Source organism: Sphingobium sp. S6, from assembly GCF_905120495.1.
Classification (GTDB): domain Bacteria; phylum Pseudomonadota; class Alphaproteobacteria; order Sphingomonadales; family Sphingomonadaceae; genus Sphingobium; species Sphingobium agri.
In genome coordinates, this window is the sequence record NZ_CAJHOG010000001.1 from 473,445 (window position 1) to 499,370 (window position 25,926).

The following is a 25,926-nucleotide window of genomic DNA, read 5'->3' on the forward strand; positions in this document are numbered from 1 at the left end:
TCACCAGGATGGAAGGGTCCGCCCGCTTCATCGCGCTGATCAAGCTTGCCAATGTCGGGCTGACGCTGATCTGGGGATTTGCTGTCACTTATGTTTTCGTGCGTGTCCTGCCGCTGCGCGAATTTCAGGCGTTCCTCCTGCTGGTCGCCTTTGGCAACTTCACCATTTCAGCGGAATTTGGCCTGACCAGCATCATTTATGCCCGGCTGCGGCGCTACTGGCTAGGCCATGGGGAGGGGAGCGCTGATGGCTTCCGGCTTGAGGAGATGGGCGTCCTTTTCCTGTTCCTCGCCATGCTGATCCTTGGCGGTGTCGTGATCCTGCTGGTCGCGCTTGTGGCTGGCGGGCTCGATACGACGATGCCGCTTCTGTTCATCCTCTTCTTCCTTTCCGCCTGCATCAACTTGCCCGCCTTGCTCGCCAAAAGAGCGCTGGCGGCGGTGGACGGGAATTTCATCTGGGAGATGCTGGATTGCGTGCGGCGGCTGATGACGATCGCATTGCTGCTGCTGATCCTGAAAGGATTGGACGCGCGCCTGTCGGTTACGCTGCAAATTTTGATCAGCCTGACCGTGATCGGATATGCCATCGCGCTGGTGCATCGCCGGCTGGAGATGACGGCGCAGGACTGGCTCGCCTTCAGCCGGGGGGGCGCGCATGTCCGCACCCATTATCTGCAGGATATCGGCGCGTCGGCGTTGTTCACCATCTCGGAGATCGTGGCCTATAACGCGCCCTATTTTACCATAGCGGCTGCCACACACGACGCCCGGCCGATGCTGCTCTTCGACTTTTTCTTCAAGATGTCGCGGGCGCTTTCCATGGCGATCCGGGCGATGGTGGAAGCCGCGCTTCCCCGCATAACCCGCGCCTTTCATGCCGGAGAACGCGCTCGACTGCGTCAGTTGCTGATCCGCGCTTTGTCAGTTGCTGTCGTCTTTGCGCTCACCGCCTCGGCTGCGCTCCTGCTGGTCGGGCAGTGGATTTTCACCAAACTCTTTGCGGGCCGCGCCGCCATCGGCATGGTCGACCTGCTGCTCATCGATGGAGCCTTGCTGGCGCTCACCATGATCTGCGTGTCCGTCTATGTTCAGGCGGCGTTGGGACGATTTTCAGATCTGCTCAAGCGCTCGCTACCATTCCTTGCGGGATCGCTTCTCAGCGTGCCGCTGGCCATGCTGTTCGGGGATTGGTTCGACCGGGGGTTCCTCGCGCTCTATGCGCTGACGATGATCCTGGTTGCCGCGCTACACGCTCTGTCCTTACGCCGCCTCGTGGCTGAAACGGCCGCGCGATGAAGGTTGCGATGGTCGATCCGTCGCTCTTTACCGGGCGATATGATGACAGTCTGTGCGCGGCCTTGGCCAGCCAAGGCGCGGACGTGGCTTTGTTAGGACGGCCAATGCGCCAGACGGACGCCATCACGCCGGACGGATATCGTTACGAGCCGCGCTATTTCCGACGTAGCGAGGCATTGCGCACAAAGCTGGGCGAGGGGAAGGCTTTCCGTCTGCTCAAGGCCGCCGAATATGGCACGGATTGCGCTTTTGGCCGGATCAGAGCCCTGACAGCAGCAGATGTTGCCCATTTCCAGTGGTTGCCGCTCGCGCCCGCCGACCGCCTGCTCCTGCGCCGTTTGAAGGGGCGGGTGGCGCTGGTCCATACGGTCCACAATGCGGATGCCTATCATGCGGATGCTGGTGTGCAGGGCAGGGGATATCGCGCTTTGCTCGACATGTTCGATGCGCTGATCGTGCATGGCGATACGACCCGCGAGGCACTGGAGGCGCAGGGCATCGCTTCGGCTCGCATCCATGTTGTGCCGCACCCGCCGATGCGCCTTGGTTCAGCCGGTGCCGCAGATCTGGCCGCCATTGCCGACCCTTCCGTGCCGCGCTTGCTCTTCTTCGGCACGATCAGGCCCTATAAGGGCGTCGACATATTGATCGAAGCATGCCTCTCGCTCTGGCGGGCTGGTCATGTCTTCGAACTTGTCTTTGCCGGGAAACCCTTCATGGACATCGGCCCGCTGCTCGGCAGCGTGAACAAGGCGGGCTTTGGCAACCGGCTGATCACCGATCTTGGCTTCCTCTCCGAGCATCGGCTCGACGCCCATATGGCGAAGGCGGATGCCATCATCTTCCCCTATCGCCATATCGATTCCAGCGGTGCGTTCCTTTCGGCCTTGCATCATGGCAAGGCGATGGTGACATCGGACGTGGGCATGTTCGCGGCCCTGCCCGAAGACGTTGCGATCCGTACAAAGGCCGGAAATCCGGCCGATCTTTCTCAAGCCCTCTTGCGGCTCATCCAAAGCCCCGCCATCAGGCAGACGGCTGGCGCGGCGGCACGCGCCTATGGTGAGACTATGGGCAGTTGGAAGGACATGGCCTTGGCAACGATCGGCATCTACCGCTCAGTTATGGCCACGCGCGGATGAGCCGATATGTTCGCGAATTGGCCGACCGCGCGCTGGCGGTGCGCCTCGCCATTGCGGGGCGTGTGCACCAATATCCTGAAATCCAGGCGCTTCGCCGCTTCCTCTCCGCCTTTGCGATCGATTGCGTGTTCGACGTGGGCGCCAACCGCGGGCAATATGCGACCATGTTGCGCAAGGATGCGGGCTTTTCCGGCACGATCCTGTCCTTCGAACCCAATCCCGAGATTTTTGAAGAACTGTCCCGCCGGGCGGCATCCGATCGCAAATGGCGTGTCTTCAACCTGGCCTTGTCCGACTTCGACGGGCCAGCCAGCTTCAACATCATGGCGGCCGATCAGTTCAGCTCACTCAAGAAGCCGTCGGATGAGCAGGATGCGATCTTTGCCGATCGCAATCGGGTCACCCGCACCGTCGAGATGCAGTGCAGGCGGATCGATCGGCTTTTCCCAGAGCTTCAGGCTGAGAATGGCTTTTTGCGCCCCTTTCTGAAGATGGATACGCAGGGCCATGACCTGTCGGTGTGCGAAGGCGCAGGCGCGATGATCTCCAACATGGCGGGCGTGCAAACAGAACTTGGCGTGCGGCCCATCTATGAAGGCGGGACCAGCTATCGCGCCATGATCGACTGGCTGGGACAGAGGGGCTTCATGCCGTCGGCCTTCTTCGCCAACAACAAGGGGCATTTCCCCCTTCTGGTCGAAATGGACGGCGTTTTCGTCAACCGGGCGCTGCTCCCGCAAGGAAGCTGATGTACGCGCCACCAATCCGATCTGTTGATGCCCGGCGCCTTTTTCTGGCGGGCGCGATCGGCCTTGCCTTATGGGTGGGCGCGACGTTCCTGTGGCATGTGACCTATCGGCAGGGCGTCAGCCTGGCTGTCATCCTGTTTCTGGATCAGGATTTCCCAGCGCTCCTGGGCGGCCTCTTCCTGATGGCTCTGGCTGCCCCTTTTGCGGAGGGTATGGGATTTCGCCTGCCCAAGCCGCGCGCGCGCGTGATTGTGCCGCTGATAGTAGTTTTCGGCCTCATCGCCTGGGCCGGTCATTATTGGCTGTTCCAGAATTACGCGATCTCGCGCGATGAGGAAGTGGCACGCTTTGCCGCTGCCTATATGCGCGAAGGCTTGCTCGCCCGACCGATCCCCGCCGAATGGGAGCCCTATCGGCGTGCGATCATGCCGGAGTTTTTCTCGCCATTCGGCGCCGCGGATTATTGGACCGCCGCTTATCTGCCGGTGAACAGCGCGATCCAGGCGCTGTTCTGGCGGATGGGGGATCCTAACCTTGCGGGTCCTGCACTGTTGATCGCGGGGCTTTTCGCCCTGTGGCGCGTGGCGCTGCATCTCTTTCCGACGCGGGGCGATGCTGTTTGGGTGACAATGCTGCTGGCGTTGTCGTCCACGCAGCTGTGGGTCACGGCGATGACCCCCTATGCCATGACTGGCCATTTCGCGCTCAACCTGATCTGGCTCGCGCTGGTCCTGCGGGGGGGCATTGTGGGGCATGTCAGCGCGGGTGCGGTCGCATTGCTTGCCGCAGGGCTGCACCAATGGCATTTTCCGCCGATTTTCATCGCGCCCTTCATCTTGTGGATGCTGTTGTCGCGCCGCTGGCCCGTGGCCGCCTTTCACATCCTCGTCCTGGTTGCCATCGTCGTCGTCTGGGCGAAGCTGTGGCCGGGTTTCCTCGTCCAACTGCTTGGCCCCGCATCCGATGTACGACCATCCGCAGGGGTCGCGGACAAGGTGGGCAGCTTGTTCGAACGTTTGGGGGACCGGTGGCAGCCACTGGTCAATCTCAGCCGCTTTGCCGCGTGGAATAACATATTGATGGTGCCGCTCGCCGCGTTGGGCGTGACGGCGATGAAGTGGCGCAGCGCGCTCCGAGGCCAGGAGATCGCGCTTCCGCTGGCGCTTGGATGCTTTGCCGGTTGCGCGTTGGCATTGGCGCAGGGCTATGGTTGGGGGTTTCGCTATGCCCATGGCTTCATCGGGCCGTTCTGCCTGCTGGCGGGGCTTGGATGGGCCCGCTTTCGGCCAGCGGCGATGCGGCCGCTCTATCTGGGGGTCGTGATCACGCTGGTGATGAGCGCCTTTCTGGTCTGGCGGACCCATGTTTTCGTTGCGCCCTATGCCGCCAGCCACCGCATGATCGACGCGTCGCAAGCCGACGTCGTCCTGGTTGACCCCCGCGGTGGCCTGTATGTTACCGATCTGGTGCGTGGGCGAGACGGAGTGCCGGGACGGCCGATGGTCATGAACCTCGGCATGCTGACGTTGGAACAGGTGGACGGCCTTTGCCAACATTATGTCGTGGAGCTGTTTGATCGGGCTGAGTTCCGGCCGCTCGGCGTGCCGCTCGCCCGCTGGAACCTTGGGCGCATGGATGCGCTGCGCGCCCATATGAAAGCGGTGGGCTGCGACAAGCCCGTCCTTCCGCCATTGGTGGAAACGATCGATGAGGCGATGAAAGCTTCGGGCGACGTGCTCTAGGGCTTGCTGCCCTTCATATAGACCCGTTTGCCGCCGATCCAGGTTTCCAGAACCTGCGTGGCCCGTACTTCGTTGGGACGAGCGACGGAAATATCCCGGTCTATCAGGATGAAATCGGCCCGCTGTCCGGGGATCAGGCTACCGAACCGCTTTTCGGCAAAGCCTGCAAAGGCCGCCTGCCGCGTGTAGCCGTCGAGTGCGGCGTCGAAGCTTACGCGTTGCTGGGGCGTCCATCCGCCAGCGGGTTCACCCGAGCCGTCTTCCCGACTCATCGCTACTGCCATGCCGGCGAACGGGTTGGGTGTCGTAACGGGTGCGCCCGATCCGAATGCCAGCGGGACCCTGTTGTCGAGCATCGCCTTCCAGGCATAGCCGCCGCTCAATCTCTTTTCACCCAGACGTGCTACCGATACCCGCCAATCGGTCGCCAACCGCGCGGGCTGCATTGACGCAATGACGCCATTTTGTCCGAAGCGGGGCAGGTCGGCGGGATCGACGATGGCCGCCTGCTCGATCCGCCAGCGCCTGTCGCCCTTGTAGGTCAACGCAAGCTCCGTGATCGCGTCCAGCACCTCGCTATTCGCAGCGTCGCCCATGGCATCGACGGCGATCTGGAAATTGTCCATCGCCGCGCGGCTCATCATGTTGCGCATCTGCGTCGAGGGGATCAGCGAATATCCACGCTGCCCGGGCGCGTCCGCATAGTCGGCCTTGAGCCATGCCCCGCGCGAGGCCAGCGATCCATCCAGGTCCAGCTTCAGCCCGCCCATGCGCAGCCGGTCCTCATAGAGCCATGGCGTAGGCTCAGGTCCTGCGATCAGCACCATATTGTCGAGGCCCTGCGCATAGGACATGATCCGCACCCGCAGCGCGCCGCGATCAGCCGACCGGCGGAACGCCTGCCAATCCTCGATCGTCGTGCCCATGTCGGCGATGCCGGTGACGCCATTGGCCAGCAGCAACTGCTGCGCCTTTTCCAGGGCGATGTCCCGGTCCTTAGGGGCGGGCGGGGGCACCACCCGTTGGATCATGTCCATCGCCTTGCCCACGAACACGCCAGACGGCTTGCCTCCGGCCATTTCGATCCGGCCGCCCGCTGGCGCCTTGCTCCCCGCGCTTATGTTGGCGGCCCTCATCGCCGCCGAGTTGGCCCAGCCCGCCTGACCATCAGCGCTTTCCAGCCAGACCGGCACGTCAGCCGTGGCAACATCGAGTTCAGCCGAGGTCGGGGCGCGATTGAGCCCCCAACGTTCCGCGCTCCAGCCCCGCCCGATTATCCATTTCCGCCCGCTATTGGCGGCGACATACTCCCTTATCCTGGCCTGCGCCTCCGCCAATGATCGCGTCTCGGAAAGGTCGAGTGTTACCTGCGTCAGTCCCAGCGCCATGACATGGCCATGCGCATCAATGAGGCCAGGGATCAGCGTCTTCCCGCCGCCATCCAACTGAAAGTCCAGCCCCTTGGGCCAGCTCTCGCCCTTCTTGAGCTTCCTTTTGCGGGGCGGCGCTTCATAGCGGCCCGGCAACAGCCTCTCGACCTTGCCTTCATCGTCGATCAGCAGCGCGCGAAAGCGCACCGTGCGTCCATTGGCGTCGACGGCGATGCCGTTCACATTGTCTATGACGCCGGACGCGAATGCGGGGAACGGCAGAGCGAGCGCGGTGACGGCCGCCAAAAGGACTTGATTCATGCCTTGGTGATCCGCCGGACCAGCGCGCTCGTATCCTGCCGGCTGCCACCCATCGCCTGCACATCGGCATAGAATTGATCGACCAATGCGGTCACGGGCAGGGTCGCACCATTGGCGCGCGCTTCTTCAAGGGCAAGGCCCAGATCCTTGCGCATCCAATCAATGGCGAAGCCGAAATCGAAACTGTCCTGAGCCATGGTCTTCCAACGATTTTCCATCTGCCAACTCTGCGCCGCGCCGCCCGATACAGCTTCGAAGACCTTGTCCAGATCGAGTTCGGCCGCCTGGGCGAAGCGCAGCGCTTCGGAAAGCCCCTGCAGAACGCCTGCTATGCAGATCTGGTTCACCATCTTGGTTGTCTGGCCCGCGCCTGCGCCGCCCACATGCACGATGCGTGCGGCATAGCTTTGCATGACGATCCTCGCCGCTTCGACAGCAGGCCCGGTTCCACCGCACATGATGGAAAGGCGGCCGTTCTCCGCACCCGCCTGTCCCCCTGAAACCGGGGCGTCGACGCAATGCAGTCCCCGGCTTTCGCCTTCGACGAACAGCTGCCGTGCAATCCGCGCGGACACGGTGGTGTGATCTATGAAGAGGCTGCCGGGCTTCATCGAGCGGAATGCGCCTTCCTTGCCGAGAGTCACCTGCGAAAGGTCATCGTCATTACCGACGCAGCTGATCACGATCTCGGCCTCTTCCGCCGCCTTGGCCGGGCTGACGGCGACGGCGCCGCCATAGGCCTCCGCCCATTGCTTCGCCTTGCCGATCGACCGGTTATAGACGGTCAGCTGGTGCCCGGCCTTCGCCAGATGTCCGGCGACGGGGCCGCCCATGACGCCCAGGCCGATAAACGCGATATTAGCCATATGCCTCGTACAGTTAGCCGCGTGGCCTTTTGCCATAGGGCGAGATTTCGCCAAGGGCCAGTTCCTTCCGAGCTAAATTTCCGCTAGGAGCGAGCGCATGAACACGTTGAGCAAGATCGAAAGCGCAATGCCGCTGCCCGTAACCGTCGATGACATATTGGCGGCACGCGTGCGGATTTCGGGCGCGGTCGTGCACACCCCGACGCTGATCAGCCAGACCTTGTCCGACATGCTCGGATGCAAGGTTTACCTGAAATTCGAAAATCTTCAGTTCACCGCCGCTTATAAGGAGCGTGGCGCGCTCAATCGCCTGCTTCAGCTGGATGCTGCTGCAAAGGAAAAGGGCGTGATCGCCGCATCCGCCGGCAATCATGCGCAGGGACTTGCCTATCATGGCCGCCGCCTGGGCGTGCCCGTCACGATCGTCATGCCGGTGACGACGCCGACCGTGAAGGTCACGCAGACGCAGGGGCATGGCGCGACGGTGGTGCTGCATGGCGAGAAGTTCGACGATGCCAGCACATATGCGCGCCAACTCGCCAAGGAACATGGGCTGACCTTCGTCCATCCCTTCGATGAACCGGACATCATGGCGGGGCAGGGCACTGTCGCGCTTGAGATGTTGGAGGACGCGCCGGAGATCGACACACTTGTCATACCGATCGGCGGCGGCGGCCTGTTTTCTGGCATGGCCACGGCGGCCAAGGCGATGAAGCCCGATATCCGCATATATGGCGTGCAGGCGGAACTTTATCCGTCCATGTACAGCCACATCAAGCAGACGAACCTTGCCTGCGATGGCGATACGCTGGCGGAAGGCATTGCCGTCAAGCAGCCCGGCGAGCTGACGCGCCGCTTCGTGGAGCGTCTGGCCGACGATGTGCTGCTGGTCGACGAACGCCATTTGGAAGAAGCGCTGAGCCTGCTGCTCCAGATCGAGAAGACGGTGGTCGAGGGCGCGGGTGCGGCTGGCCTCGCCGCGCTGCTGACGCATAAGGAATTGTTCGCGGGCCGTAATGTGGGCTTGGTCCTGACGGGCGGCAACATCGATCCGCGCCTTCTGGCGAACGTGCTGCTGCGTGACCTCGCGCGCTCGGGCCGCCTGGCGCGGCTGCGCATCATCCTGCAGGATCGTCCTGGCGCTTTGTTCCATGTCGCGCGCATCTTCGATCAGGAAGCGGTTAACATCCTGGAGCTGTCTCATCAGCGCATCTTCACCAATCTTCCGGCGAAGGGTTTGAGCCTAGACGTCGAATGTGAAACGCGCGATGGCGAGCATCTCGACCGTCTGATCACGGCGCTCAAAGCCGCTGGATATGAGGTCGCGCCGATCGAGGTTGCGTGATTTGGGCCTTCATCCGGGGCGGCGCATTTTTCGTGGTAAATAACCTTTTCACGGACGGCTGCGGGCGTCATAGTCTGTCCATGACTCAAGTTTGGCGCAGCGTTTTGACGGAGACCGTGGCGTGAGCGCACCATTTCGTTTCCCGCGCTTCTTCGTGACGAACCCCAGCCCGTGTCCCTACCTGCCGGGCCGCAGCGAGCGTAAGGTTTTCACCGAACTGAACGGCGACAATGCGTCGGAATTGAATGACGCGCTTGGCCGCATCGGTTTCCGCCGCAGCCAGAACGTCGCTTATCGTCCGAGTTGCGCCGACTGCTCCGCCTGTGTTTCGGTGCGTGTGGTGGCGGGCGAGTTCACGCCCAACGCCACGCAGCGCAAGCTCATCCGCCGCAACAGCGACCTCGTCGTGACGGCTTGCAAGCCCTGGTCGACCGAAGAACAGTTCGAACTGCTCCAACGTTATCTCAAGGCGCGCCACCCCGGCGGGGGCATGACCGAGATGGACGAGATGGATTTCGCCGACATGGTCGAACAGACTCCGGTCGAAAGCCATGTGGTCGAATATCGCGAGCCGGGCAGGAATGGCCGCCCCGGCAAGCTGATCGGCGCATGCCTCACCGACCGGCAGGGCGATGGCCTGTCGATGATTTACAGCTTCTTCGATACGGAGCTGGAGCATCGCAAGGGCCTCGGCAACTTCATCATCATGGATCATATCCTGCGCGCCGCGAAAGCCGGTCTGCCCTATGTGTATCTCGGCTACTGGGTCGAAGGTTCGCAGCGGATGCAATATAAGGTCCGCTATCGTCCGCTCGAAAAGCTGAGCCGCAGCGGCTGGGTCCGTTTCGACCCGACGGAGCAGGATCGGGCCATCCAAGGCGTTCTGCCGCCCGACGAACCGCCGCTGCCGATCGAACTGGCGGGCATCTTCCGGAAATGATGATTGTTCGGAGCGCTTTTGGCGCTTCTTTAGAACCTATTTCGCGACAAGCGTGACAGCCTCGATCTTGTTGCCGTCGGGATCGCGGACGAATGCGCCATAATAGTGCGCATCATAGTTCGGCCGCACGCCCGGCGCTCCCTCGTCCGTTCCGCCGAGTTCCAGCGCCAGCCGATGAAACTCCCGCACGGTGTCCCGGTTGGCTGCCTCGAAACAGATATGGACGCCGTTCCCGGACGATGCCCGTTCTCCATCCACCGGTGTTTCCACGCTGAACACCACGTCCGTGACGCCATAATCCAGCGAATGCGGATAGTCGCGGACGCTGCGATATCCCAGAAGCGCCATCAGCGGGTCATAAAAGGCCCGTGCGCGTTCGACGTCATTGGTTCCAACCGACACATGATGAAGCATGTCTCGCCTCCCGGTAGCCATGGTTTGCTGCCAGGCTAAAACCGCTGACTCAGGCTGTGGTTGCGTTGGTCGCCCTGTCGATGCGGGTCGGTTAGCGGGGATCGATCACTATCGTCGTGGTTGTCGCCCCGGGATAGTAATAGCCGCCAGCGATGTAGCCGGGAGCCTGCGTCGTCGTCACAATCGGTGCTCCGGGACCGCTGTGATGAACCACGGCAGGCGGTGCTGAATAAGGCTGAGCGTCATAGTCGACACCGTAGTTGCTCCGCGCTTCGCCTTCGAAGCGGCCCTCATATTCGCCGCTCACTGTCCGGCCGTTTTCATCGCGCCAAGTTCCGGTCCAGCGCCCCTCATATTCGTGAGGTGGCGGAGGAGGGCCGTCATGTGCGGTCACATCGTCATCATAGGGGACGCCCGGCCGCGCGCGATCACCATCTTGAGCATCCCAATCGACATTGCTGCGATAGTCGCGCACACGTCCCTGATTGTCGACCATCACCGCATCATCATAATAGCGGGACCAGCCATATCCGGCGACGGGTGCCGGAAGGCCATAGCTGCCATAATTTCCGATGCGATAGGCGGGACGGGTCCAGTAGGATGGCAGGACATAGCCCACCACCGGCTTCCTGTAGGCACCCCACCCGCCCGGCGCATACCATCCTGCGAACCAACGGCCCTGAACGCGCGGACCCCAGCGATGAACGACGGTCCCGCGATGCATCCCGGCATGAACAGAGCGCGCGCCGGAAAAGCCTTTGCCCATCATCGGGAGCGCTGCGCCGCTGCCACTTGCCATTGCCGGTGTGGCAAGGCCGACAGCAAGGCCGGTGCCTGCCAGCATGATGCTCCAGATCCGCATGCGAAACTCCCCGTTGTTCAAGGCCGCCCCATGCGCAGCCGCGATGTTAACGGTTGGTTTAGCATGATGATCCATCCCGATCCACGCGGGTGGAGGGCGAAGCCTGTCCCGAAACGAAGCAGCTTTCAGGCCAGGCGCTTGCCGATCCGTGCCATGATCATCTCCAGCCCCTCCCGGTCGGCAGCATCGAACCGCGCTGGGGTGGGGCTGTCGAGGTCAAGCACCGCGACAACCTGGCCATTCACCTCAACCGGCACGACGATCTCGGAGGCACTTGCCGCGTCACAAGCGATGTGCCCCGGGAAAGCATGAACATCCTCGACCAGTTGCGTCTGCCCTGAAGCTGCTGCCGTACCGCAGACGCCGCGGCCCAAGGGTATGCGGATGCACGCAGGCTTGCCCTGGAAAGGCCCGAGCACCAGTTCACCGCCTACCATGCGATAGAAGCCCGACCAGTTGAGGTCCGGCAGAAACTGCCAGATCAGGGCAGCCACATTCGCCATATTAGCGATCGCGTCGGGTTCATCATTTGTCACCGCTTCCGCGGCGGCCAGCAGGTCCTCATAGAGCGTCGCCTTGTCCCCATCGGCCTGGGCGTTGAAGTCGTACATCGGAGGTCCTTAATCCAGCCGCACCTTGCCACGGCCTCGTTTCACTGAACTGCGCGCCTTCTTGGCGTCGACGCGGCGCGCTTTGGCCGCCTTGCCCGGTTTCGTGGCGATCCGTTTCGCATCGCGCTTGTAGGCCTGCGCAATCATCTCGGCCAGCCGTTCGCGGGCGTCCTGGCGATTGGCCTCCTGCGTGCGGAAACGCGACGCCTGGATGACGATCTCTCCGCCGGAGGTGAGGCGCGACCCCGCCAGTTCCTTCATTTTCCGATATGCATGCACCGGCAATCCGAGCCGGTATAGATGGACCCGCAGTTGAACAGCCGTAGCGACCTTGTTGACATTCTGCCCGCCGGGACCGCCGGCAGTGATGAAACGCTCCTCCAGCGCTTCTTCGGGAATGTCAAAGTCCGGCATCGTCCAGATACTCCGGTCCGAAACCCGCCGCCGCGAAGGTGGAGGGCAGGGGAGCGGTCGCCTCCGCCGGGGCTTTATTCCCGCGCGGGATGCTGAGGAAACGGCTGTGCAGCAGCATCGGTCCCTCGCCCCTCCCATATACCGGGTCCCCCGCGATGCCGAAGCCAAGGCCATGCAAGGCATGCGATCGGATCTGGTGAGTCCGGCCGGTGCGCGGCGTGAAAATGACCATGGCGCGCCCATCCTTGACCGCCAATTTGCGCCACTCGGTCACGGCCGACTTGCCGTCCTTCGCTGCGATCATTCGCCATCCCTTTGCAGCGCTGCTGACCTTCTTCAGCGAAAGCTCGATGACGCCGCTACCGGGCTCCGGCACGCCGTCCAGCACCGCAACATAGCGCTTGCTCACAGTGCCTGCCTCGAACTCGGCAGCATAGCGTTTGTGCGCTTTGGGATTGCGCGCCAGCAACAGGCAACCGCTCGTGTCCCGGTCCAGCCGATGCACTGGCAGTGGCCAGCGCTGAAAACCGAATGTCAGCGATGAGAGATGATTTTCCAGGCTCAACGAACCGTCGCGCGGCGCATCGACCGGCAGTCCGGAAGGCTTGTCGAGGATGATGGCTTCACCATCGATGAAGAGAACTCGGTCATGCAAAAGGGACAAGGAGTGATTCCCGAAGCAGTTGGAAAGATTGACGCGCGGCCTGCGTCCTATAGGTCGTGGTAGCCATGGAGAACAGGGGGGACGAGGTCCAGCAAAAGTCCGCGCGGCGGCAACACGCTCAGGGTGGCGGTCGGCTCGAATGGATCGATGTTGCGCGCGGCATAGGCATCATCGCCGTTGTCGCAGGGCATGTCTGGACCAGAGGCCCTTTCCGGGACGCGCTCTACAGTTTTCACATGCCCCTCTTTTTCCTGCTCTCCGGCATGCTGTCCCGGCCACAGCCGCCTGAACGTTTCGCCCTGCGGCAACTGTCGTCGCAGATGCGCCCCTATGCGGCATTCCTCGCACTGCTGATCGTCGCGGATCAGATCATCGAGCCGATGAAGGGGCAGCGGCCCATTTTCAACCAATGGCCAGAGGATCTCCTGCCGATCCTGCTCGGCGGGTCATGGCTACGCGGGCCCTATACCATATTCTGGTTCGTGCCTTGCCTGATGGTCTCGCGCATCCTTTTCAATGCGTTGCTTGCCCGTTGGCCAGATCCGCTGGACCGCCGATGGTTGATCACGATCACTCCCGCAATTGTGTGCGCCTATGCGGTGGGAGAGATGACGAAAGCCTCTGTGCTGGGATTGCTCACTGTTCCGATGGCGTTCGTGCTGCTGTGGGTGGGTGCGGCGTGGCAGCTGGTGCAATGGAAGCAATGGATGTGGTTGCCATTGGGTGGGATCGGGCTGGCGGGATTGTCAGGACTGCTCCCCACGCTCAACATGAAGGCGGCCGATTATGGTCTGCCCATCTTCTCGCTGGGCTCGGCGGTCGCTACATCGGTGCTGATCTTTCGCATATCCGTCCATCTCGCGCCCTATGGCGGTTGGTTGGCAGCGGTGGGGAGGGCGTCGCTCGTCATCATGTATCTGCATGTCGCGGTGATCCACTATCTCTCGCCGCATCTCGATGAACCCTGGCTGCTGCTGAATGCGTTGCTGCTGCCGACCGGCATCTATTATCTGCTGCGCGCCACCCCTGCAGTTCGCCGCCTCTTCCTTTGAAAAAAAGGGGCCGGTGCACCCATCCCGTGCACCGGCCCCAATGTTGCGCCTTGCGACCCAAGGCTCAACCGCTGCACCGAGAGGGGGAGTGCAGCAAATGTCTAGCCGTGCAGCTTGATAGCCGTCTCCGCGATCCGCTTGCCCTGATAACGGGCACCTTCCAGTTCATCCTCGTCGGGCTGGCGGCTACCATCGCTATGCGCGATGGTCGTCGCGCCATAGGGTGCGCCGCCGCGAACCTTGTCGACGCCCATCTGGCCGGTGTGGCCATAATCCAATCCGACGATCACCATGCCGAAATGCAGCAAGTTGGTGATGATCGAGAATAAAGTTGTCTCCTGCCCGCCATGCTGGCTGGCGGTCGATGTAAAGGCGCCGCCGACTTTGCCGTTCAACGCACCCCGGGCCCACAGCCCACCGGCCTGGTCCAGGAACGCCGCCATCTGGCTCGACATACGGCCAAAGCGCGTACCGGTGCCGATGATGATCGCGTCATAGTCGGCCAGTTCAGCGACGGACGCGACCGGAGCCTGCTGATCGAGCTTGAACCCGGCATTCTGTGCGACTTCCAGCGGGGCCGTCTCCGGCACGCGCTTGATATCAACCTGCGCTCCAGCAGCGGACGCGCCTTCCGCCACGGCTTTGGCCATCGTTTCGATGTGGCCATAGGATGAGTAATAGAGGACCAGCACCTTTGCCATGACGAGTCTCCAATCTTGTTAATGCATTGAACGGAAAAAGGTTTCTTGAGGGGTTTGGCCGCCCGCCACGCCAGGGGGTGGGGCAGGGCGGGCGGCCGTAGGCTCCACAGCGGAGCCTATTCGCTGTCTACCAACACGATTTCACTGTCCTCGATCGCGGTGATCGTGATGGGCTGTCCGCCGAGGATCGCAGCTCCATCGCGCGTTTCGAACGTCTGGCCATCGATTTCGATGCGCCCAGTCGCGGGAACGAGGTACAGGTGACGTCCCTCAACGCTTTCATAGGTGACGCTCGTGCCAGCCTTCACCGTCCCGCCCAGCAACCGGGCGTCGGCACGGATGCGCAGTGCTTCCTGATCCTCGGCATAGCCGCTGGCGAGCACCACCAGCTTTCCGGAGCGATCGTCCCTGGGAAAGGGCTTCGCGCCCCAGCTCGGGGCGTCGCCCTGCGCCTTGGGGATGATCCAGATCTGGAACAGGGTGGTCGTCTCGTCCTCCAGATTATATTCGGAGTGACGGATGCCGGTGCCTGCGCTCATCACCTGGACGTCACCTGCTTCCGTGCGTCCCTTGTTGCCCAGGCTGTCCTGGTGCGTGATCGCGCCCTTGCGGACATAGGTGATAATTTCCATGTCGCGGTGCGGGTGGGGGGGGAAACCAGTGTTCGCCGCGATCTCATCATCGTTCCATACGCGGATCGCGCCCCAACCCATGCGATCGGGATCAAGATAATTGGCGAAAGAAAAATGATGGCGGGCATTCAGCCACCCATGGTCGGCATGGCCGAGGCTGTCGAAGGGACGGCGTTCGATGCGGCTTGCTGCGGTGGTGTTCATTGCTGTGCCTTTCCTTGGCGGGTAACCATTCCCGCTTGCTTTCGACCTATTTAGCGATAAGGATTGTTTCTTAAATCGGCAGTGTCGAAACGGATTGTTTCCTTTATGCGCCTTCCTGATCTCGAAGCCTGGGCGATGTTCGCTGCGGTCGTTGAGCATCGCAGCTTCACTGACGCTGCAAAGGCCCTCAGCATATCGAAGGCGACGGTTTCAAAAGCCGTTACGCGCCTTGAGCAGCATCTCGAAACCAGCCTGTTCAACCGCACGAGCCGCCGCCTTGCACTGACGGAAAGCGGAAAGCGTCTGGCCGCCCATGCTGCCCGTATTCTGGAAGAGGGCCAAGCCGCCGAAGAGGCGGCGCGGCAAGACACGGCCGAATTGTCCGGCACCATCCGGCTGGGCGCGCCGATGACGTTTGGGCTTCTCCGCATCGCGCCTCTGATTGCCGAGTTTGCCAAGCTTCACCCTGCCGTCGATGTTGATCTTCACCTTTCAGACGCGCGGATCGATATGGTCGAGATGGGGCTCGACGCCACTCTTCGTATCGCGGATATGCCGGACAGCTCTTTGCGGGCACGGCGGCTGGGCGACGTCAAGCTTCACGTCATCGCCTCGCCTTCCTATCTCGCGGAGCGGGGACGTCCTACCCATCCTTCCGACCTCGGCGCCCATGACTGTCTTTGCTATTCCAACGCCCCAACGCCTGACGTCTGGCGTTTCTCTGGACCGGGGCAGCAGAATGTCGTGATCCAGGTCAGGGCGCGCATTACCGTGAATAGCGGTGACGCGATGCTGCCCGCGTTGAAGGCGGGGATAGGTATCGCCCGGCTGCCCGACTTCATCGTCAGCGATGGCCTCGCGTCAGGCGAATTGCAGGAGGTGCTGGTCGATTGGAGACCTCCGCCCCTCGGTCTGCACTTGGTCACGCCACCCTCGCGTTTGCGCCCCGCGCGGGTTGAAGCGCTGCTTGATTATATTACTCGCCATCATGGCTGCTAGGGTTCGTTGCGCAGGTGAATCCATCTTGACTCAAAATGAATCACTTCACCGGCAAATCTTTGCAAATAGATTCAAATTCCCGCGACTCGCGCATTTCTGCGGGTTAGCGAAAAATTAACCTTTGTCCTTCAGAAGTTTTTTGGTTAATGAATTGGAGCAGACGCCGTTCTTAGGGGTTGACGGGATCTGCAAGGACAGGGGCTTCAATATGCGCGTTCTGCTAATAGAAGATGAACCGACCACGGCCAAGGCGATCGAGCTCATGCTCACGACCGAAGGCTTCAACGTCTACACTACCGACCTTGGCGAGGAAGGGCTCGACCTGGGCAAGCTGTATGACTACGACATCATCTGCCTCGACCTGAACCTTCCGGACATGCACGGATATGACGTGCTGAAAAAGCTTCGCGCCGCCAAGGTGCAGACGCCGGTTCTCATCCTTTCTGGTATCGCGGAGATGGATAGCAAGGTTCGCTCCTTCGGTTTCGGTGCCGACGATTATGTGACCAAGCCTTTCCATCGCGAAGAACTGATCGCGCGGATTCACGCCGTGGTCCGCCGCTCCAAGGGGCATTCGCAGTCCGTCATCCGCACGGGCAAGCTGGCCGTCAATCTCGATGCCAAGACCGTGGAAGTCGATGGCAACCGCGTCCACCTGACCGGTAAGGAATATGCGATGCTGGAGCTGCTTTCGCTCCGCAAGGGCACGACGCTGACCAAGGAGATGTTCCTCAATCATCTTTACGGCGGCATGGACGAGCCTGAACTCAAGATCATCGATGTTTTCATCTGCAAGCTGCGCAAGAAGCTGGCGCTCGCTTGCGGTGGCGACAATTATATCGAAACCGTCTGGGGCCGCGGTTATGTGCTGCGCGATCCTGATGAGGCGGAAGAGATTGCGATCAAAGTCGCCTGAACCAATATTTTCTAGCTGCTGAAAAAGGCCGGTGATCCATAACGGTCGCCGGCCTTTGCATTGGTACTGCGCTCACGTCCGCCCCGAACCATGTGGAAAAGGGCCAGCGATCCTTGTGGATCACCGGCCCTTCCATGTCAGGCGAATTAGGGGCGGAGGAAAGGGCTTAAAGCCTCAGGTGGGGGAACCGCCCCTTAGGGGTCAATTGTCCGCCTGATTGGAAGACGTGCTTTCACTGGAGCCCACGGCTTGTCCGCTTCCAGACAGTTGCCCCGTGGCATTCAGCGCGGCGCTTCCATTCAGAGCGCCACCGCTGCTTCCAGCAGGTGGCGCGGCGCTGGATTGGGCTGCCCCGGCAACGTCGCCAGCCGCCGATCCTGCACCATTAACGGCGCCGCTGGCCCGATTGCGCGCTGCGTCGGCCGTTGCGCTTGCCTGTCCCTGCGCCGCCGCGCCAGCGGTGACCGCACGATCTCGCACGGCGCCCGCCGTCTGGCTCGCACCATCGCGAATACCGCCGACGGCATTGGCCACGTCATTGGTGCCCAACGTGTCTGCAGTCAGGCTGCCGCTTGCCGATCCGCTGGCAGAGCCCGAAGCATTTGCGCCGCGGCTTTTGCCCTTGCGGCTGACTGACCCAGCAGCAGCACCGTCGGCGCGGCCCGAGCCCGACCCGCCAGCCGACACGCGGCCATTGTTGAGGTCAACGCTGCGATCAATGCCAATGCCGCCCGAGCCGTTCAATGTTCCGCCCAGCGATCCGCCAACGCCACCCAAGGTGCCGCCAAGGCCTCCACCCAAGCCGCCTCCGCCGCCAAGCAGCTGAGCAGACGCAGGAGCCGCGGTGAGGGCGGCAAGGCAAGCCGTGGCAAGAATGATTGTCTTCTTCATCGATCGTCTCCTTGTTCGTTGTCGATCCGATGACAGGAGAACGCGATCGCGATGCGACTTAATCCCGGGTGCCTGGATAAATTCTACAAGTAACTGAAAATCAATTATTATTTCTGCATTCGCCGCAGATGATGCCATGGCCGAATGCTTTGCTGGGTCCCGCCTTCGCTTCGGCGATCAGCCCATTCAAGCTGCCTTTCGCCACCAGCCGTCCTGCAACGAGGGGCGCCGCGAAAGAAGTCCCTCTAACCCGGCCTTTTCCGCCATCGGCGCGGGCCGCATACATGTCGGCACCAGGCGCTGCGAAATCGACGTGCCGAGCGCGGCCCGCTTCCGGCAGCAATCGGCCCCGGCCATCAACTCCAGTTACAGCCACGACGTCGGGATAGGATGCCGGATAAGCGGGAGGCGCAGCCGGGCCGTCATTGCCCACAGCAGCCACGATCCTGACCCCCTTGTCCCGCGCAAGACGGATCGCGCCTGCCAATAAGGGGTTGCTGGGACCCACCAAACTTGCCGTCACCACCTTCACCCCACGCGCAGCCATCCATCCCAGCGCGCGTACGATCGCAAATGCGCTGCCGCCGGCGGGATCGTCACCATAGACGTCTGCCACCAGAAGCGGCGTGCCCGGCGCTGCCCCCCGGATGGCGCCCGAACCGCTGATCAGGGATGCCACGGCCGTACCATGTGCACTGGCCCGGGGGGCGCCCCGTGCGAAGCCGCGCTGCTCGATCGCGCCGGGGAGTGACGCGTGGCGGGCCACGCCCCCGTCAATGATTCCGGCGGCAGGCGATGTTACATTGGAGCCGCCTGCCAGAGCCGCTCCTTTCAATTTTGGTGCGGCACCTCCGGGAAAATAGAGATTGTCCGCGCTCGCCTCCGCTTCCGGCGCGATGGACCGGACCTGCTTCAGCGCGCTGGCAAGGCTCCGGCCAGCCGGTATCGTCAGCCGTGCGAGCGGCAGGCCGATCCCTTCGACAGTATCGCTCGCCACAGAATATCCCGCGCGACGAAGCGCTTCGATGCTTGTTGGACTTGCCCCCATCAGCAGGACGACGCCACGCCGTGCCACTTCCTGCCTGTCGTCCAGTTCGACGCTGTCACGATGCCGCCGGAGCAGGTCAGCAATCCGCGCTGTCCTTTCTGCCACCAGGCGCTCCGCAAGCCTGGCCGGGGAAAGCCGATCCAGTCCGCCACGATCTAACGCGCGATCGGCATTATCAAGCAGTTGGGGAACGGCATTGTCGATCGAACCCAATGCGCCACCGGGGGACGGCAGCAATTGCGCCTGAGCAGCCGGGCCCGTCAGCAGAAACCCAACAATGATCAAGGAACGATGCATCTTCATCTCAATCTCTTCACCCTCGCAGGGCCTGGGAGCAAAGCCCCCTGTCCTTTCGCATTCATCATGACCCATCGCGAATTAATTTCCGCTATATCCAACTCGTCTGGGATGAAACGCGCGAAGCCAGCCGTTTCATCCCTGAACATGAGATGGAGAACGGATGTCGTTTGAGAGCGATCTGTTGGCGATCCTTCCCCGGCTACGCCGCTTCGCCGTCAGCCTTTCGCGGGATCGCGCCGATGCGGACGATCTCTGCCAGGCTGCGCTGGAACGAGCGCTGAGGGCGCGCGACCAATGGCAGCCGGGGACAAGGTTGGACAGCTGGATGTATCGTATCATGCGCAATCTCTGGATCGATGAAGGCCGTTCGCGTCAACGTGCTTTGCGGACCTTTGCGCCTGAAGAAGCCGGGCAGAATGTCGGCTATGCGGGGGACCATGACGTGGAAGCTCATATGACCCTCTCCGATGTCGATCGGGCCATGCAGGCACTTCCCGACGAACAGCGGGAAGCCATTGCCCTCGTCCTCGTGGAGGGGCTGTCCTACAAGGAAGCGGCCGAAATCTTAGGCGTCCCGATGGGCACATTGACGTCACGTCTGGTCCGCGGTCGCGGAGCCCTTATCGAACTGTTGGGAGAAGCGGCATGACTGACATCGACGAAGCCATGCTGATCGCCTGGGTTGACGGAGAATTGGACGAAGTGAGCCGCCGCCGTGTCGACCGCGCCATCGCGGAAGATCCGGCGCTCGCTCAGCGGCTTGAGACGCACCGCCGGTTGCGGGAACGCCTCTCTGGCCATTATGCGCCGGTCGAGGCGGAGCCGGTTCCACCGGGCATGCGGGCCCTGCTTGAAGAAAGCGGCAAGATCATCCCGATCGGCCACTCATCAGCACCCCGGCAGCGGAAACTGTGGATAGGCGGCGCAATCGCGGCAAGCCTTGTGCTCGGCCTTGGAATAGGCCGCATGTCCCACGGTCCCACTGGGCCGGTAGGGTTGAGCAATGGCGTCATGATGGCGAAAGGCGACCTTGCATCGGCGCTGGAAACCCAGCTCGCCTCTGCTCAACAAGACGCGCCCATCCGCATCGGCCTAAGCTTCAAACGGCGAGGCGGCGGGTGGTGCCGCAGCTTCGAAGGCAGCATCATGTCGGGCGTCGCATGCCGGGAAGGGGATGGGTGGCAGGTTGAGCAGTTGGTCCCGGCCGGGTCTCGCTCTACAGAGTATCGTCAAGCTTCGTCGACAGACGAACGGGTCACCTCAACGATCGATGCCTTGATGGAAGGCGCTCCTGCCGACGCCGCGCAGGAAGCTGCCGCCCGGGCGAGCGGATGGCGGTAGCTTCAGTTCAGGTTTGCAGCAGCCAGCGATCGGTGCCTTGAAGACCGATCGCTGTCAGCTTGCCGCTCTTCCAGGCGCCCGTGTCTATGCCGATCCGATTTGCCTGCTCATCAACCTCAGTGGAGATGCTGTGGCCATGAACGACCATGTAGGGATGGGGCTGCCGGTCATGCAGAAATTCCGCCCTGATCCAGCGCAGGTCGGCTGCTTCCTGTTCTTCCAGCGGCAGTCCTGGCCTGATCCCGGCATGAACGAAAAGGTAATCGCGCATGACCAGGCTATCTTCAAAGGCGTCCAGGAAATCGACATGCTCGCGCGGCACGTGGCGCAGCATCCATGACGCCATATCGCCATCCGTCATCGCTGCTCCGATGCCGGGTTCCAGGCCATAGCTCTCCAGCGTTGCTATACCGCCGATACGGCGGCAATAGGCCGCGAACTGCGCACTGCCGCGCGCGGCGCCAACGAACACTTCCTCATGGTTGCCCTTGATCAGGTGGACGTTGCGCGAAGCACCAGCGAGCGCCATAGCGCGCTCGATGACTGCGGCGGACTGCGGACCGCGATCCATCAGATCGCCAAGCAGGACGAGATGGCAGGGCAGGGGAGCGCGAGCCCCATCGTCCTGTTCGATCAGTTGCAGCAACTGCTCGAAAAGGTCCAGCCGCCCGTGAATGTCACCGATTGCATAGACCCGCCGGTCCGAACCGATATCCGGCACGAACGACGGCGCAGGCTGCGATCTGGAGCGGAAAAATCTAAACATCCCGCTCCATCCTCGCACAGCGTTCAGAGTCGAGGCAATGTGACGCCTTGCTGCCCCATATATTTGCCAGCGCGATCAGCATAGCTGACCTCGCACGGTTCATTGCCCTTGAGGAACAGGAACTGGCACGCCCCTTCATTGGCGTAGATTTTCGCTGGCAGCGGCGTGGTGTTGGAAAATTCCAGCGTCACATGGCCTTCCCAGCCGGGCTCAAGCGGCGTCACATTCACGATGATGCCGCACCGCGCATAGGTGGATTTGCCAAGGCAGATCACCAAGACGTCGCGCGGCACCCGGAAATATTCGACCGTCCGGGCGAGCGCAAAGCTGTTGGGCGGAATGATGCAGCATTCTGTCTTGCGATCGACGAAGCTGTTCGCCGCGAAATCTTTCGGGTCCACGACCGCGCTGTCGACATTGGTGAAAATCTTGAACTCGTCCGCGACCCGAGCGTCATATCCATAAGAAGAGAGGCCATAGCTGATGCAGCCGTCACGACGCTGATTTTCCACGAACGGCTCGATCATTCCATGGGACATGGCCTGCTCGCGGATCCACTTATCGGACAAAATCGACATGGTTTTTCTTAGCTCTTGCTGGGAGGAACAAGCCCCAAGTCATTGGGACCGAATGAGAAAGGAAGAAGTTCGGTGACGCTGTGGTGAGCAAAGGACTCGCCATCGGCAGCGGCACAATAAATCGCGATCGGCCGTCCGGCTACCTGCTCTGCTTCATTGAGGATCTGCCGGCACCGGCCGCAGGGTGTCACCGGTGACGCGTCGCCTCCGGCAACCGCGATGGCTTCCATGTCGGCCAGCCGTCCCTGCGCGTTCACCGCCGCAACAGCCACCGTTTCCGCGCAAAGCGAAAGCCCGAAGCTCGCATTCTCGAAATTCGCGCCGACGATAATCTCACCGCCAGCTAACCGCACCGCAGCACCGACGGCAAAGCGGCTATATGGTGCATAGGCATTGCGCCGCGCCGCGCGCGCGGCCTCGATCAAGCTTTCGACATCCGCTTCCATGCTCATGGCGCTACCACGCCCCATCTCACCGGACCATCGACCCCATCGATATGGCGCATGTCATTCGCCGTCCACATCACCCATCGCCGGGTGGCATAGTCTGGCGGGAAGAAATTGCCGTCCAGCCACAGCGTCCGGTTTATGCCCGACGCGATGTCATATTCCTCTTCGAAAGCCTTCGAGATGTTGAGGAGGACGGGCTTTCCGGCATTGCTCTCGACCAGGTTGACCAGTGTATTGAGTTCCGACAGCACCGCGTCTCGTCCCGGCCGCGCAACGCAGTTCGGATCGAAGTCCAACCGGATCACCGGGGGCAGGGCGGCATTGTCGCGCGGTACGGTCGTGATGAAACGTGTCGCCTGACCTGCAGCCCGACTGCACAGGCTGAAATCCAGCACCGCGCCATAACGCAGCCCCGACGATCGCGCCGCAGACCAGTTCCGTGCAAAGGCAGGATCGCGGCCGTCCTTCCCCTTTGCCGCGCGGATATAAGCGAAATCAACGCCATTCGCGGCCAAAGTGCCCCAATCGATCGCGCCCCCGTCGGCGGTTACCGCCACGCCCTGAACCGGATAGACATCGCGCCCCGGCGCCCAGCGGCAGGCATAGACCCACGCGCCCGCCACCAGCAGAACGATGACAGCCGCGCCCGCAAGGATGCGGACCAAAAATTGGCCTGAAGAATGCTGGCGAATGTCCCCTTACCCCTTGATGTGCAGCACGCAGATCAGCGTGAACAGGCGTCGTGCCGTGTCGAAATCGACCTTGATCTTGCCCTCCAGCCGCTCGATCAGCATTTCCGCTGCGTCATTGTGAATGGCGCGGCGCGCCATGTCCACCGTTTCGATTTGCTGGGGCGAAGCGTTGCTGATCGCCTGGTAATAGCTGTCGCAGATCGCGAAATATTCCCGGATCGGTCGGCGGAACCGGCCCAAGCCCAGGATGATCGCCTCCAGCGGCTCGCCATCCTCCCGTTTGATCTCGATCACCAGCCGCCCGTCCTCGACGCGCAGCAGCACCCGATAAGGCCCGCCATAGCCATCGCCGTGGACGCGCTGAGGCGCGAAAAAATTGTCTTCAAGCAGGTCGAAGATGGCGATCCGCCGCTCCTGCTCGACGTCCGCGTTGCGCCAAAGGATCGTGCGCTCGTCAAGCGTGATGTCTATGATGCGCGGGTCGGTCATGAGTCCCTAGTCCCTGCTTGCGCGGCCGTTGAAAAGCAAGGGGGAGTTCTCCACAGCTTTGCAGGATCTGCCGTAGCTTGCCCCTTGCGCAGCCGGGCTGCTGGCGCGATGAGGGGGGGATGGTCGAATTGGTGCAAATGAATCCTGTCATGGAAGCAGGCATGCCTGAACTCCCCCGCAACGTGGAGGCTGAGGCGGCGTTGCTTGGCGCGCTGATGATCGACAACCGCATCGCCGAGGACATCCAGCTCAAGCTAAAGGCCGAGCATTTCTTTGAGCCTCTGCATGGCCGCATCTACGAAGCGGTCATGAAGCTGGTCGAGCGGGACATGGTGGCCAACCCCGTCACGCTCAAGCCGCTGCTGGAACAGGACCCGGCGCTCAAGGAGTTGGGCGGCGTCGGCTATCTGGCGCAATTGACCGGGAATGGCGCCGCGCTTCTCGGCGCGCGTGACTTCGCAACCCAGATATACGACCTCGCTCTTCTTCGTCAGCTTGTTAATGTGGGCCGGGAACTCGTTGAGAATGCGCTGGATACGAGCGAAGATGTCAACCCACGCGAGCAGATAGAGCAGGCGGAAGTCGCGCTCTACAAAGTCTCGGAAGGGGAGGGAGAAACCGGATCGGTCAAGAGCTTTGCGACTGCCACCACCATGGCGGTCCAGGTCGCCGAGCGTGCGCTGAACAGTGGCGGGCACGTTTCCGGCATCACCACCGGCCTCACCAGCCTCAACGAAAAGATCGGCGGCCTCCACAATTCGGATCTTATGATCCTCGCCGGGCGTCCGGGCATGGGCAAGACCTCGCTCGCCACCAATATCGCTTATAATGCGGCCTCCCGCTGGATGCGTGACCATGCGGACGGCATCCCACCGGAAAAGAATATGGGTGCGAAGACCGCCTTCTTCAGTCTGGAAATGTCCGCCGATCAGCTCGCAACACGCGTCCTAGCCGAACAATCCGGCATCAGTGGCGAAGCGCTTCGCATGGGCAAGATCAGCCGCGCCGACTTCCAGAACCTGTCCCGCGCCGCGCGGGAGCTTCAGGAACTGCCGCTGTTCATCGACGACACGCCGGGCCTGACGATCGCTGCGTTGCGCACGCGCGCGCGCCGACTGAAGCGGCGTCATGACATCGGCCTCGTCATCGTCGACTATCTTCAGCTGCTGCAAGGCAGCGGCCGGGGCAGTGATAACCGAGTGCAAGAAATTTCGGAAATTTCCCGTGGTCTCAAGACCTTGGCTAAGGAACTTAATGTTCCGGTTCTGGCGCTTTCCCAGCTCAGCCGTGCCGTCGAGCAGCGCGAGGACAAGCGGCCGCAGCTGTCCGACCTGCGTGAATCGGGCTCCATCGAGCAGGACGCCGACATGGTCTGGTTCGTCTTTCGCGAAGATTATTATGTCGCGGCGAAAGAACCGGGGAACAAGGAGAGCAGCGAGCATCTTGAATGGGCGCAGGAGATGGAGCGGATCTACGGCCTCGCCGAACTGATCGTCGCCAAGCAGCGTCACGGCTCGACAGGCCGCATCCGCATGAAATTCGACGCGAAGATTACCCGCTTCTCCGATCTCGCGGACGGCGGTTATATGGGTGATTATGAGTGACCTGTCCTCCGGTCCGGCTTGTTTCGAACGGCCTGGGGAGGGCGCTCAACCTGCAATGAGCGCCTGCAAAACCAGCACCAGCCCGATCAATCCTACCATATAGACCAACGTCCGGACGACCGGCACGCCAAAGGCGTAAAGCGGAAGATAGACGATCCGCGCGCCGAGCCAAATCCATCCGCCGATTGCAGTCAAGTCGCTCGTCCGCCCTGCTAGCACCACGCCGAGCAACGCGACGATGGCGATCGGATAAGTCTCAAGGAAGTTTGCCTGCGCGCGCACCAACCGTCCGGCGACGGGTTCCAACGGCGGCAGCGTCTCATCGCGCGCGCCCATATTCCATTTCGGCCCATATTGCTTGGTTTTGAAATGCCCCGCTGCGAAGATATGGACCAACAGGAGTACGCAGCTCCAAGCCAATATTTTAAGTTCGATCGCCACGCTGGTCCCCTTTCCCACGACTGAAGCGGCCACAGTATCGCCATTCCTGCACATGCGCCATGATGCTCGTCGCGTGGATGGCGTT

At 61.9% G+C, this 25,926-nt stretch carries 29 protein-coding genes; 12 read left to right on the plus strand and 17 right to left on the minus strand.

Going from position 1 to position 25,926, the window contains the following annotated elements:
* The first annotated feature begins 8 nt into the window (after positions 1–8).
* The 4 genes from SPHS8_RS02470 to SPHS8_RS02485 are packed head-to-tail and all read left to right on the plus strand — an operon-like array spanning position 9 to position 4,931.
* Complete coding sequence (locus SPHS8_RS02470; protein ID WP_201514846.1) at positions 9–1,298, plus strand: hypothetical protein; 1,290 nt, start codon at positions 9–11, stop codon at positions 1,296–1,298.
* On the plus strand, positions 1,295–2,440 hold the full coding sequence (locus SPHS8_RS02475) for a glycosyltransferase family 4 protein (protein WP_201513737.1): 1,146 nt from the start codon (positions 1,295–1,297) through the stop codon (positions 2,438–2,440). The genes SPHS8_RS02470 and SPHS8_RS02475 overlap by 4 nt, the downstream gene beginning before the upstream one ends.
* Positions 2,437–3,189: an FkbM family methyltransferase gene (locus SPHS8_RS02480; RefSeq protein WP_201513738.1), complete on the plus strand. Its 753-nt coding sequence runs from the start codon at positions 2,437–2,439 to the stop codon at positions 3,187–3,189. Before SPHS8_RS02475 ends, SPHS8_RS02480 begins: the two co-directional genes overlap by 4 nt.
* On the plus strand, positions 3,189–4,931 hold the full coding sequence (locus SPHS8_RS02485) for an MFS transporter (protein WP_201513739.1): 1,743 nt from the start codon (positions 3,189–3,191) through the stop codon (positions 4,929–4,931). Before SPHS8_RS02480 ends, SPHS8_RS02485 begins: the two co-directional genes overlap by 1 nt.
* Here the strand turns inward: SPHS8_RS02485 and SPHS8_RS02490 are convergent.
* Together SPHS8_RS02490 and SPHS8_RS02495 are read right to left on the minus strand one after the other, a co-directional pair.
* The gene (locus tag SPHS8_RS02490) at positions 4,928–6,622 is read right to left on the minus strand and encodes an amidohydrolase (protein WP_201513740.1); all 1,695 of its coding nucleotides are present in this window, start codon (positions 6,620–6,622) and stop codon (positions 4,928–4,930) included. The genes SPHS8_RS02485 and SPHS8_RS02490 overlap by 4 nt on opposite strands.
* Positions 6,619–7,488, minus strand: coding sequence for an NAD(P)-dependent oxidoreductase (locus tag SPHS8_RS02495; protein WP_201513741.1), 870 nt, complete (start codon positions 7,486–7,488; stop codon positions 6,619–6,621). Before SPHS8_RS02495 ends, SPHS8_RS02490 begins: the two co-directional genes overlap by 4 nt.
* 97 nt (positions 7,489–7,585) lie before the next feature.
* On the opposite strand from SPHS8_RS02495, the gene SPHS8_RS02500 reads away from it, so the two are divergent.
* Positions 7,586–8,833, plus strand: coding sequence for a threonine ammonia-lyase (locus SPHS8_RS02500; protein ID WP_201513742.1), 1,248 nt, complete (start codon positions 7,586–7,588; stop codon positions 8,831–8,833).
* A 121-nt stretch (positions 8,834–8,954) separates the two neighbouring features.
* Positions 8,955–9,773, plus strand: a complete 819-nt coding sequence (locus tag SPHS8_RS02505; protein ID WP_201513743.1) for an arginyltransferase — start codon at positions 8,955–8,957, stop codon at positions 9,771–9,773.
* A 36-nt stretch (positions 9,774–9,809) separates the two neighbouring features.
* Here the strand turns inward: SPHS8_RS02505 and SPHS8_RS02510 are convergent, their stop codons facing one another.
* The 5 genes from SPHS8_RS02510 to SPHS8_RS02530 all read right to left on the minus strand — a co-directional run bounded on the left by SPHS8_RS02510 (position 9,810) and on the right by SPHS8_RS02530 (position 12,738).
* Positions 9,810–10,187: a VOC family protein gene (locus tag SPHS8_RS02510; RefSeq protein ID WP_201513744.1), complete on the minus strand. Its 378-nt coding sequence runs from the start codon at positions 10,185–10,187 to the stop codon at positions 9,810–9,812.
* A 91-nt stretch (positions 10,188–10,278) separates the two neighbouring features.
* Positions 10,279–11,049, minus strand: coding sequence for an RcnB family protein (locus SPHS8_RS02515; RefSeq protein ID WP_201513745.1), 771 nt, complete (start codon positions 11,047–11,049; stop codon positions 10,279–10,281).
* Between the two features lie 125 nt (positions 11,050–11,174).
* The gene (locus SPHS8_RS02520; protein ID WP_201513746.1) at positions 11,175–11,660 is read right to left on the minus strand and encodes a GAF domain-containing protein; all 486 of its coding nucleotides are present in this window, start codon (positions 11,658–11,660) and stop codon (positions 11,175–11,177) included.
* Positions 11,661–11,669: 9 nt separating this feature from the next.
* On the minus strand, positions 11,670–12,074 hold the full coding sequence (arfB, locus tag SPHS8_RS02525) for an alternative ribosome rescue aminoacyl-tRNA hydrolase ArfB (protein ID WP_201513747.1): 405 nt from the start codon (positions 12,072–12,074) through the stop codon (positions 11,670–11,672).
* Entirely contained in the window at positions 12,061–12,738 is a 678-nt protein-coding gene (locus SPHS8_RS02530) for an RluA family pseudouridine synthase (RefSeq protein ID WP_201513748.1), read from the minus strand. The genes arfB and SPHS8_RS02530 overlap by 14 nt, the downstream gene beginning before the upstream one ends.
* Before the next feature lie 65 nt (positions 12,739–12,803).
* Between SPHS8_RS02530 and SPHS8_RS02535 the strand changes: the two genes are divergently transcribed.
* Positions 12,804–13,790, plus strand: a complete 987-nt coding sequence (locus SPHS8_RS02535) for an acyltransferase family protein (RefSeq protein ID WP_201513749.1) — start codon at positions 12,804–12,806, stop codon at positions 13,788–13,790.
* Between the two features lie 101 nt (positions 13,791–13,891).
* On the opposite strand, the gene wrbA is transcribed toward SPHS8_RS02535, so the two are convergent.
* Entirely contained in the window at positions 13,892–14,491 is a 600-nt protein-coding gene (wrbA, locus tag SPHS8_RS02540; protein ID WP_201513750.1) for an NAD(P)H:quinone oxidoreductase, read from the minus strand.
* Between the two features lie 116 nt (positions 14,492–14,607).
* On the minus strand, positions 14,608–15,327 hold the full coding sequence (locus SPHS8_RS02545; protein ID WP_201513751.1) for a pirin family protein: 720 nt from the start codon (positions 15,325–15,327) through the stop codon (positions 14,608–14,610).
* Between the two features lie 105 nt (positions 15,328–15,432).
* Here SPHS8_RS02545 and SPHS8_RS02550 point away from each other — a divergent pair, with 105 nt between their 5' ends.
* Positions 15,433–16,326 (plus strand): LysR family transcriptional regulator, encoded by an 894-nt coding sequence (locus tag SPHS8_RS02550; protein ID WP_201513752.1) that lies wholly within the window; start codon positions 15,433–15,435, stop codon positions 16,324–16,326.
* Between the two features lie 208 nt (positions 16,327–16,534).
* Positions 16,535–17,242: a response regulator transcription factor CtrA gene (gene ctrA, locus SPHS8_RS02555; RefSeq protein ID WP_201513753.1), complete on the plus strand. Its 708-nt coding sequence runs from the start codon at positions 16,535–16,537 to the stop codon at positions 17,240–17,242.
* Positions 17,243–17,443: 201 nt separating this feature from the next.
* Here ctrA and SPHS8_RS02560 read toward each other — a convergent pair whose 3' ends face one another.
* Positions 17,444–18,133: a hypothetical protein gene (locus tag SPHS8_RS02560; RefSeq protein ID WP_201513754.1), complete on the minus strand. Its 690-nt coding sequence runs from the start codon at positions 18,131–18,133 to the stop codon at positions 17,444–17,446.
* A gap of 100 nt (positions 18,134–18,233) precedes the next feature.
* Positions 18,234–19,484, minus strand: a complete 1,251-nt coding sequence (locus tag SPHS8_RS02565; protein WP_201513755.1) for a S8 family serine peptidase — start codon at positions 19,482–19,484, stop codon at positions 18,234–18,236.
* Between the two features lie 157 nt (positions 19,485–19,641).
* Here SPHS8_RS02565 and SPHS8_RS02570 point away from each other — a divergent pair, with 157 nt between their 5' ends.
* Positions 19,642–20,130 (plus strand): RNA polymerase sigma factor, encoded by a 489-nt coding sequence (locus tag SPHS8_RS02570; protein WP_097091452.1) that lies wholly within the window; start codon positions 19,642–19,644, stop codon positions 20,128–20,130.
* Positions 20,127–20,822 carry an anti-sigma factor family protein gene (locus tag SPHS8_RS02575; protein WP_201513756.1) on the plus strand — a complete coding sequence of 232 codons (696 nt, stop codon included), beginning with the start codon at positions 20,127–20,129 and terminating at the stop codon, positions 20,820–20,822. The genes SPHS8_RS02570 and SPHS8_RS02575 overlap by 4 nt, the downstream gene beginning before the upstream one ends.
* Positions 20,823–20,829: 7 nt before the next feature.
* On the opposite strand, the gene SPHS8_RS02580 is transcribed toward SPHS8_RS02575, so the two are convergent.
* Genes SPHS8_RS02580 through SPHS8_RS02600 form a run of 5 tightly spaced genes read right to left on the minus strand, consistent with a single transcriptional unit; the run spans position 20,830 to position 23,796 of the window.
* Positions 20,830–21,588 (minus strand): metallophosphoesterase family protein, encoded by a 759-nt coding sequence (locus tag SPHS8_RS02580; protein ID WP_201513757.1) that lies wholly within the window; start codon positions 21,586–21,588, stop codon positions 20,830–20,832.
* Between the two features lie 23 nt (positions 21,589–21,611).
* A complete protein-coding gene (dcd, locus tag SPHS8_RS02585) occupies positions 21,612–22,166 on the minus strand; it encodes a dCTP deaminase (RefSeq protein ID WP_097091455.1) in 555 nt (184 codons plus the stop codon).
* Between the two features lie 8 nt (positions 22,167–22,174).
* Positions 22,175–22,618, minus strand: a complete 444-nt coding sequence (gene cdd / locus SPHS8_RS02590; protein ID WP_201513758.1) for a cytidine deaminase — start codon at positions 22,616–22,618, stop codon at positions 22,175–22,177.
* Positions 22,615–23,271, minus strand: a complete 657-nt coding sequence (locus SPHS8_RS02595; protein ID WP_097091457.1) for a GH25 family lysozyme — start codon at positions 23,269–23,271, stop codon at positions 22,615–22,617. The genes cdd and SPHS8_RS02595 overlap by 4 nt, the downstream gene beginning before the upstream one ends.
* A gap of 42 nt (positions 23,272–23,313) precedes the next feature.
* Positions 23,314–23,796, minus strand: coding sequence for a UPF0262 family protein (locus tag SPHS8_RS02600; RefSeq protein ID WP_097091458.1), 483 nt, complete (start codon positions 23,794–23,796; stop codon positions 23,314–23,316).
* 119 nt (positions 23,797–23,915) lie between these two features.
* Between SPHS8_RS02600 and SPHS8_RS02605 the strand changes: the two genes are divergently transcribed.
* Complete coding sequence (locus tag SPHS8_RS02605; RefSeq protein ID WP_097091459.1) at positions 23,916–25,400, plus strand: replicative DNA helicase; 1,485 nt, start codon at positions 23,916–23,918, stop codon at positions 25,398–25,400.
* Positions 25,401–25,445: 45 nt separating this feature from the next.
* On the opposite strand, the gene SPHS8_RS02610 is transcribed toward SPHS8_RS02605, so the two are convergent.
* Positions 25,446–25,841, minus strand: coding sequence for an MAPEG family protein (locus SPHS8_RS02610; RefSeq protein ID WP_201513759.1), 396 nt, complete (start codon positions 25,839–25,841; stop codon positions 25,446–25,448).
* Between the last annotated feature and the right edge of the window lie 85 nt (positions 25,842–25,926).

Bases quoted from the DNA above. Each gene is read 5' to 3' on its own strand.
- SPHS8_RS02470 (WP_201514846.1), top strand. From the start codon at position 9: ATGGAAGGGTCCGCCCGCTTCATCGCGCTGATCAAGCTTGCCAATGTC.
- SPHS8_RS02475 (WP_201513737.1), top strand. From the start codon at position 1,295: ATGAAGGTTGCGATGGTCGATCCGTCGCTCTTTACCGGGCGATATGAT.
- SPHS8_RS02480 (WP_201513738.1), top strand. From the start codon at position 2,437: ATGAGCCGATATGTTCGCGAATTGGCCGACCGCGCGCTGGCGGTGCGC.
- SPHS8_RS02485 (WP_201513739.1), top strand. From the start codon at position 3,189: ATGTACGCGCCACCAATCCGATCTGTTGATGCCCGGCGCCTTTTTCTG.
- SPHS8_RS02490 (WP_201513740.1), bottom strand. From the start codon at position 6,622: ATGAATCAAGTCCTTTTGGCGGCCGTCACCGCGCTCGCTCTGCCGTTC.
- SPHS8_RS02495 (WP_201513741.1), bottom strand. From the start codon at position 7,488: ATGGCTAATATCGCGTTTATCGGCCTGGGCGTCATGGGCGGCCCCGTC.
- SPHS8_RS02500 (WP_201513742.1), top strand. From the start codon at position 7,586: ATGAACACGTTGAGCAAGATCGAAAGCGCAATGCCGCTGCCCGTAACC.
- SPHS8_RS02510 (WP_201513744.1), bottom strand. From the start codon at position 10,187: ATGCTTCATCATGTGTCGGTTGGAACCAATGACGTCGAACGCGCACGG.
- SPHS8_RS02515 (WP_201513745.1), bottom strand. From the start codon at position 11,049: ATGCGGATCTGGAGCATCATGCTGGCAGGCACCGGCCTTGCTGTCGGC.
- SPHS8_RS02520 (WP_201513746.1), bottom strand. From the start codon at position 11,660: ATGTACGACTTCAACGCCCAGGCCGATGGGGACAAGGCGACGCTCTAT.
- arfB (WP_201513747.1), bottom strand. From the start codon at position 12,074: ATGCCGGACTTTGACATTCCCGAAGAAGCGCTGGAGGAGCGTTTCATC.
- SPHS8_RS02535 (WP_201513749.1), top strand. From the start codon at position 12,804: ATGGAGAACAGGGGGGACGAGGTCCAGCAAAAGTCCGCGCGGCGGCAA.
- wrbA (WP_201513750.1), bottom strand. From the start codon at position 14,491: ATGGCAAAGGTGCTGGTCCTCTATTACTCATCCTATGGCCACATCGAA.
- SPHS8_RS02545 (WP_201513751.1), bottom strand. From the start codon at position 15,327: ATGAACACCACCGCAGCAAGCCGCATCGAACGCCGTCCCTTCGACAGC.
- SPHS8_RS02550 (WP_201513752.1), top strand. From the start codon at position 15,433: ATGCGCCTTCCTGATCTCGAAGCCTGGGCGATGTTCGCTGCGGTCGTT.
- ctrA (WP_201513753.1), top strand. From the start codon at position 16,535: ATGCGCGTTCTGCTAATAGAAGATGAACCGACCACGGCCAAGGCGATC.
- SPHS8_RS02560 (WP_201513754.1), bottom strand. From the start codon at position 18,133: ATGAAGAAGACAATCATTCTTGCCACGGCTTGCCTTGCCGCCCTCACC.
- SPHS8_RS02565 (WP_201513755.1), bottom strand. From the start codon at position 19,484: ATGAAGATGCATCGTTCCTTGATCATTGTTGGGTTTCTGCTGACGGGC.
- SPHS8_RS02570 (WP_097091452.1), top strand. From the start codon at position 19,642: ATGTCGTTTGAGAGCGATCTGTTGGCGATCCTTCCCCGGCTACGCCGC.
- SPHS8_RS02575 (WP_201513756.1), top strand. From the start codon at position 20,127: ATGACTGACATCGACGAAGCCATGCTGATCGCCTGGGTTGACGGAGAA.
- SPHS8_RS02580 (WP_201513757.1), bottom strand. From the start codon at position 21,588: ATGTTTAGATTTTTCCGCTCCAGATCGCAGCCTGCGCCGTCGTTCGTG.
- dcd (WP_097091455.1), bottom strand. From the start codon at position 22,166: ATGTCGATTTTGTCCGATAAGTGGATCCGCGAGCAGGCCATGTCCCAT.
- cdd (WP_201513758.1), bottom strand. From the start codon at position 22,618: ATGAGCATGGAAGCGGATGTCGAAAGCTTGATCGAGGCCGCGCGCGCG.
- SPHS8_RS02600 (WP_097091458.1), bottom strand. From the start codon at position 23,796: ATGACCGACCCGCGCATCATAGACATCACGCTTGACGAGCGCACGATC.
- SPHS8_RS02605 (WP_097091459.1), top strand. From the start codon at position 23,916: ATGGTCGAATTGGTGCAAATGAATCCTGTCATGGAAGCAGGCATGCCT.